This window comes from Microbulbifer echini, assembly GCF_041447225.1.
GTDB classification, from domain to species: Bacteria; Pseudomonadota; Gammaproteobacteria; order Pseudomonadales; family Cellvibrionaceae; genus Microbulbifer; species Microbulbifer echini.
In genome coordinates, this window is the sequence record NZ_JBGMEL010000040.1 from 1 (window position 1) to 2,500 (window position 2,500).

General features: G+C 51.8%; 2 rRNA genes (1 of these 2 cut by a window edge). Both read right to left on the bottom strand.

Features of this window, described 5'->3' with window-relative positions:
• Positions 1 to 108 precede the first annotated feature (108 nt).
• Positions 109 to 224, bottom strand: a 5S ribosomal RNA gene (gene rrf, locus ACCI51_RS19265).
• A gap of 209 nt (positions 225 to 433) precedes the next feature.
• Positions 434 to 2,500, bottom strand: a 23S ribosomal RNA gene (locus tag ACCI51_RS19270) (it continues 821 nt past the right edge of the window).

The following is a 2,500-nucleotide window of genomic DNA, read 5'->3' on the forward strand; positions in this document are numbered from 1 at the left end:
TCTCTGTCTCTGTCTTTCTCTTTTGTTTTTCTTCTTGGCTTTTTGTTGATTATTTTTTTCAGACATAAAAAAAGGGCCACCCTATTGGGTGGCCCTTTCGGAATATAAGCCTGACGATGACCTACTCTCACATGGGGAAACCCCACACTACCATCGGCGATGTTGCGTTTCACTTCTGAGTTCGGTAAGGGATCAGGTGGTTCCACAACTCTATGGTCGTCAGGCAAACTGGCTTGGGTTGGCTTTGGTCTTATAAGCAATGTGCTCGGCCTGCCGTGTTATCGCTGTTTGCCTCGGTCATTTTATTGACCGGCGATAACCCCAAATAAGTCGGTAAAATAATCTGTAGTAATACACCGCAAGTCGGATATTGTGTGTCTTTCTTTCCACAATCCGCTAGCTTACGCTAGTCGTTAGTAACCATCTCTGTTGTATGGTCAAGCCGCACGGGCAATTAGTACTGGTTAGCTCAACGCCTCACAGCGCTTCCACACCCAGCCTATCAACGTGGTAGTCTTCCACGGCCCTTTAGGGGAATCAAGTTCCCAGGGAGATCTTATCTTGAAGGAGGCTTCCCGCTTAGATGCTTTCAGCGGTTATCCCGTCCGAACATAGCTACCCGGCAATGCCACTGGCGTGACAACCGGAACACCAGAGGTTCGTTCACTCCGGTCCTCTCGTACTAGGAGCAACTCTTCTCAAATCTCCAACGCCCACGGCAGATAGGGACCGAACTGTCTCACGACGTTCTAAACCCAGCTCGCGTACCACTTTAAATGGCGAACAGCCATACCCTTGGGACCGGCTTCAGCCCCAGGATGTGATGAGCCGACATCGAGGTGCCAAACACCGCCGTCGATGTGAACTCTTGGGCGGTATCAGCCTGTTATCCCCGGAGTACCTTTTATCCGTTGAGCGATGGCCCTTCCATACAGAACCACCGGATCACTATGACCTACTTTCGTACCTGCTCGACATGTCTGTCTCGCAGTCAAGCGCACTTATACCATTATGCTCATTGCATGATTTCCGACCATGCTGAGTGCACCTTCGTACTCCTCCGTTACTCTTTGGGAGGAGACCGCCCCAGTCAAACTACCCACCATACACTGTCCTCGATCCGGATAACGGACCAGAGTTAGAACCTCAAACATACCAGGGTGGTATTTCAAGGACGGCTCCACAGTAACTAGCGTTACTGCTTCAAAGCCTCCCACCTATCCTACACAAATAGGCTCAAAGTTCAGTGCAAAGCTGTAGTAAAGGTTCACGGGGTCTTTCCGTCTAGCCGCGGGTACACTGCATCTTAACAGCGATTTCAATTTCACTGAGTCTCTGGTGGAGACAGCGTGGCCATCGTTACGCCATTCGTGCAGGTCGGAACTTACCCGACAAGGAATTTCGCTACCTTAGGACCGTTATAGTTACGGCCGCCGTTTACCGGGGCTTCGATCAAGAGCTTCGCCGAAGCTAACCCCATCAATTAACCTTCCGGCACCGGGCAGGCGTCACACCGTATACGTCCTCTTACGAGTTTGCACAGTGCTATGTTTTTAATAAACAGTCGCAGCCACCTGGTCACTTCGACCGGCCTCAGCTTAGGGAGCAAGTCCCATCACCAAAACCGGCGTACCTTCTCCCGAAGTTACGGTACCATTTTGCCTAGTTCCTTCACCAGAGTTCTCTCAAGCGCCTTGGTATTCTCTACCTGACCACCTGTGTCGGTTTAGAGTACGGTTCACTATTGCCTGAAGCTTAGAAGTTTTTCCTGGAAGCATGGCATCAACCACTTCACTCACCGAGGTGAGCTTCGTCATCAATTCTCAGCCTTAGGGACCCGGATTTGCCTAAGTCCCCAGCCTACAACCTTAAACATGGACAACCAATCGCCATGCTGGCCTAGCCTTCTCCGTCACTCCGTCGCAGCAATAGCGAGTACAGGAATATTAACCTGTTTCCCATCGACTACGGCTTTCGCCCTCGCCTTAGGGGCCGACTAACCCTGTCCCGATTAGCGTTGGACAGGAACCCTTGGTCTTCCGGCGGGGAGGTTTTTCACCCCCCTTGTCGTTACTCATGTCAGCATTCGCACTTGTGATACCTCCAGCAGACCTCCCGATCCACCTTCAACGGCTTACACAACGCTCCTCTACCATGCTAATAAATTAGCATCCGCAGCTTCGGTTACCAGTTTTAGCCCCGGTATATCTTCCGCGCAGGCCGACTCGACTAGTGAGCTATTACGCTTTCTTTAAAGGATGGCTGCTTCTAAGCCAACCTCCTAGCTGTCTGGGCCTTCCCACATCGTTTCCCACTTAACTGGTATTTGGGACCTTAGCTGGCGGTCTGGGTTGTTTCCCTTTCCACGACGGACGTTAGCACCCGCCGTGTGTCTCCCGCGATTGCACTCCTCGGTATTCGGAGTTTGCATGGGGTTGGTAAGTCGGGATGACCCCCTAGCCCAAACAGTGCTCTACCCCCGAGGGTGAGACGCGAGGCG